Origin of the sequence: Cupriavidus necator, from assembly GCF_040578825.1 — a bacterium.
Classification (GTDB): domain Bacteria; phylum Pseudomonadota; class Gammaproteobacteria; order Burkholderiales; family Burkholderiaceae; genus Cupriavidus; species Cupriavidus necator_E.
On the sequence record NZ_JBEFLI010000149.1, the window covers coordinates 1 to 4,542 of the forward strand.

Here is a 4,542-nt window from a genome sequence, read left to right on the forward strand (position 1 = left end):
GCCGCCGAAGCCGAGCGCGATGCCGCGCACGCCGAGACCGTGCTCGCGCGCGAGGAGGCCGCGGCGCTCCTCGCGCAGCTGGACGCCGCGCGCCAGAGAGGGGTGGCCGGGATTCGAAAAAAATCCGCCACATCTTCGCTAAGCCGCTGATTTGAATACGAAATCGATCGATGGATCGAGGGGCGGCACGCGCCGCTGCAGGTCGAGCAGGTAATCGCCGAATCGGTTGATGTGCTCGCGCCGGTAAGGCGACAACGCCTTGAGGACTTCGGCATTCACCGGATGCCCGCGCTCCTGCAATTCCTTGAGCTTGCGCGACATCCACTGAACGTTGTGGAGGATGACCATATTGGCGACCAGCTGGTTGTACTTGATCACCTTGCGCTGTTCGTGCCGCAGATTTTCGGCGATGATTCCGTCGCCACCAAACATCAACCACTGCGCGAAGTCATTGAACTGCTCGCTCTTATTTGTCGCAGCATGAATCGAACGCCGGAGTTCCAGGTCGCTCAGGTACTTCAGCAAGAACAGTGTGCGGATGACACGGCCCAGTTCCCGGAACGCAAAGTACAGCTTATTCTTCGTACTCTCCGATCCCAGCCGGCGCAGGATGGTCGACGGCGTCATCTTGCCGGCCTTGATCGAGACGGCAACCCGCATCATGTCAGGGTAGTGTCGTTGGATCAGATCCCAGTCGATGGACCGGCGGCACAGGCGCTCGATATGGTCGTATCGTCGGCGCCGGTCGGCCTTGTATAGCACCAGATCCTTGATATTGCGCATGCGCGGCATCAGGTTGATGCCCAGCAGGTAGGACAGACCAAACACCGGTCCGCTCTGCGCCTGAGTGTCACCGTGAATGGTATCGGGCTGAATCTCAGAGCCATTTCTGATGAGGCCGTCGAGGATGTACACCGCCTCATGCACGCCGCACGGAATGAAGTTGCTGAAGAGCGCGATGTACATGTCGGAGACATGGTAGTAGCCAATCCCGCCGTACCCGCCATAACGGATGTGATACTCCGACAGCAGATTCTGCTCATACAGAGTCCACTTCGTTCCATCCGCGGACGCGCGTTTGCCACTGCCCCAGTACTTCGGTAGCGCGAATTGATTGTATGCGTTGATGACCTTCACGATGGCCTTGTCCAGCCGTTCCTCCGTGACGTGACGAAGGTTCAGCCAGGCAATTTGCTTGCGGCTTAACCCCTTGACGGACCGAGCCGTCTGGCTCGGCCCCAGATTGCAGCCGTAACAGAACAGCGTGCAGATAACTCGCTTGCGAGGGTCATCGAGCTTGGCATCGAAGCCGGAAAATGGACGGAACAGTCTATGCAGATTGAGCCATTGCTCTGTTTCGGTCAGCACGTCAAGGATGCTGATCTGCGACATCGATGCGGTGATAGCCTGGTCGATCAGCATCATGTTGGGCGGGTCAGGCGCTTTGCCGGGCCGGTGGATGATCAGCCCCTGTTCTCCGAATTCGATGCCGTCGTTCTCGGGGAAGTTGGCATCCACCACGTCGAGTGCCGTGCTCAGTCTGTCCGATAGTGTTCTGACGAAGTTCTCGCCATCCGTTGGCAGGCCAACGATGTCACAGTAATGCGGTAACTCCCGTTCGAACACCTCCTCGGATACCTGATGGAGGCGGAAGTCGTCAAAGCGGTCACTGGCCTCCACGTAAAGATCGCCCGAGCTCAGCTCACGCATGACCTGATCGAACACGCACAGCTCAAAGTACCTACGATGGAGCAGACGACTACTCCGGCCGTCCGGAAAAATGGCTTTCTCCCACTTGGCCGGGAGCCAGTCGAGCGGAAGGTTCAGTAGATCGTCGTCCGTAAGGTGCAAATGTTCGCGGTGCGAGGTCCGAAAGCCCTGTATCCAGGCCAATGCCACCAAGACTGTCTTGTCCTGCGAACTGGATTTGAGCGGCAAGACCTCAAGGCACTGAAAGAGCAGGGAGCGCTGCTGGCGGTAAGGCGCGAGCATGAATGGAAGATCGAAGTTGCCAGCGTACGCGATATGCTCCTTGCAGCGGGCAAGCGCACCTGCTGCATCGTTACCGAGGACCTCACGCACCTTATCCAGTCGGAAGATATCGGCAATGCCGTCATCCTCCAGAACCTGCAGCACATCACGGAACTGGCTGACCAGGTCTTCCAAGGAGTCCGCATGCGCGAGCTGATATTGTTGCAGTCGGGTCCTGGCGAGGCCCTCGAGCTTGCGCATGACCTTGATGAAGATTTCGGCCACATCGTCGAGCGCCTTCTGCAACTGCGCGTGAATGAAGAGCACTGCTAAAGTTAATCGTTTGGCTGGCTTGAGCGACTTGAGCTCAGCAATGTCAAGCGCCCGGGCCTCCGTCACCAGTTGCGTGCGTTTGGACACGGAAAGCAATTCTGGTGCCTGTGGGAGACCGTCGGCCAGGCTTCGCAGGGTATGGATGTGTTTGAGGAAGCTTGCGATTTCGCGTGCGGCGGGGCGCTTGGGCTCGCGCTTGAGCTGGTCCCAACCGGATTGGTCGCCCTGACCGTTAAACAACGCCTCAATCCGAGCGATCTGCGAGCCATTGAGCGCGTCAGCGATGGCACGATAGATGGCTTCATTGCACCGGCTGCGGGCCTGGGTGGCCATTCGGTGAAGACTGGCTAATGGCGGCAGTTCGCACCGTAGCCGGATCAGCTCTTCGATCAACACGTTGATGATGTCGGGCAATTCGACCTTGGTGTGCGCCGCATCGGTTGCGAGCGCCTCCAGCCATTTCAGCGTGTTGGCTTCGACCGGTCGAATGTGGAGATACCCGCGTAGCAACTTCTGATGGCGGGACCGGGTGCCAGAGGCATCGTAGCGCTTGACTGTTGCGCGGGGTAGGGCAGAGGCTCGCAGTGCTGCGCGCACGTGATCGATCACCATAGGAGGCACCTCAGCCAGCATGGGGAAGTAGCCAAGGCGCTGCAGCAGTTTGAGCTGCACGAGAATCAGGACCGTCGTTGAGGTGCGACGGGACTGGCTGCGCGCGAAGCGGATCTCGGTCGGTGTCGGTGTGAACGCAGCTTCCAGTTCGGCGGCGGTAAGCTCAGCCGGCAGCGCTGGATAGGCGGTATCGTGGATCGAGGGCATCCTTAGTGCCGTACGACGTCCAGATTGATGTGCCCCATGTACCGGACCTCGTCATCGTTGCGGATTGTCCTGTCGCCATTTGAAGCAGCCAAGGTCCCCCCCCTGTTTTCCAAATCCGCTACCTCCCTTGGGTCCGGTATCGGAGACCCTCCAACAGCGTGCGTGCCAGGAAGTGGAATTTGCCCGCCTTTGATGACAGATCGACGGGCCAAGTGCTCCCGACTTCAGCCCCATCTTTGACGACGTGTGCAGCTTGATGCACTCATCGCAATTTGAGCTCTTTCTGGTCGGGGCCGCAGCCGCGATGTTGTCGAAGGCTATATTCTTTCGATAAATCAAAGAGTTGCCAGAGATGTGGCGGATTTTTTGCGAATCCCGGCCGGTCCTCGAACTGCGCGGGCGCACCCGCGTCACCATCGACCATCCGGACCTGCCCCAGGCGTTGAAGGACATTGCCGCCGGGGCGGTGCAGACCATCTGGCAGGCGGCAAACGAGGCTGCCACCGGCGAACTGGCCACGCTGCGCGCCGAGGCACGCGCGGCCGCCAGCGCGGCCGAGGCCGAGCGCGATGCGGCGCACGCCGAGACCGCGCTCGCGCGCGAGGAAGCCGTGGCGCTCGTCGCCCAGCTGGACGCCGCGCGCCAAACCATCGAGGAGAATCAGGCGGCGCTGGCTGCGGAGCGGCAGGCCCACGCCGCGACCCAGGCGCGGCTGGAGGCGGGCCGGGCGGAACTCGAGGCCGCGCGCCGGCAGCTGGACGAGTTGCGAACCCAATTCTCGACGGAGCTGGAGCGGGCCCGCGAACAGGTCGCCATCGCCCAGGAGCGGGCCGAGGCCAGTGAGCGGCGCAGCTTGCGCGAACTGGACGCGGAGCGCACCGCGCGCCAGAAGAGCGAGCGCACGGCCGAAGACTTGCGCGGCGAACTGGTGGCGGCGCGCAGCGAGGCCCGCGACGCGGCGGTGGCGCAGGCCGAAGTCCGCGCCCGGCTCGAGGCGCAGTCCGCAACCCTCGCCGATCGGCTCGCCAGCGCCGAGCAGGCGCAGCGCAAATCGGCGCACGATCTGGACGCGGTGCAGGCGGAGTTGGGCGCGGCGCAGCGCCGGGCCGAACGGGCCGAGGCCGAAGCGGCACTGGCGCGCCAGCTGCTGGCAGAATTGCGGGTGGCGCCACCCGGGCGGGGGGAAGGTGGCGGCGGGCGGCGGAGCAAGGCTGGCGCCCCGGCGCCGACCGACAAGGAGGCGCCAGGCGAAAAACTGGACGAACAGCAAGACGACAAGCAGGGCGCGCCGACGGCCGCCTTCACCCCGGAAGACGGCAGCGATAGCGCTAACAACAACGATGACAGCAAGAACTGAGCGGGCGGCAGCAATCCGCTGGATCCAGAATGAGATGGCCGACTACGGGCTGACCATGGAGG

2 protein-coding genes and 1 pseudogene are annotated in these 4,542 nt (G+C 62.1%); 2 read left to right on the top strand and 1 reads right to left on the bottom strand.

Annotated elements, in window-relative coordinates; translation table 11 throughout:
• Nucleotides 1-138: 138 nt before the first annotated feature.
• A complete protein-coding gene (locus tag AB1I47_RS33360) occupies nt 139-3,123 on the bottom strand; it encodes a Tn3 family transposase (protein WP_354687921.1) in 2,985 nt (994 codons plus the stop codon).
• Nucleotides 3,124-3,475: 352 nt separating this feature from the next.
• Here AB1I47_RS33360 and AB1I47_RS33365 point away from each other — a divergent pair, with 352 nt between their 5' ends.
• Both AB1I47_RS33365 and AB1I47_RS33370 read left to right on the top strand, forming a co-directional pair.
• Nucleotides 3,476-4,480, top strand: coding sequence for a DNA-binding protein (locus AB1I47_RS33365; RefSeq protein WP_354687922.1), 1,005 nt, complete (start codon nt 3,476-3,478; stop codon nt 4,478-4,480).
• Nucleotides 4,464-4,542, top strand: a pseudogene (locus tag AB1I47_RS33370) (H-NS histone family protein); the annotation flags it as partial. The gene AB1I47_RS33365 and the pseudogene AB1I47_RS33370, both read left to right, overlap by 17 nt.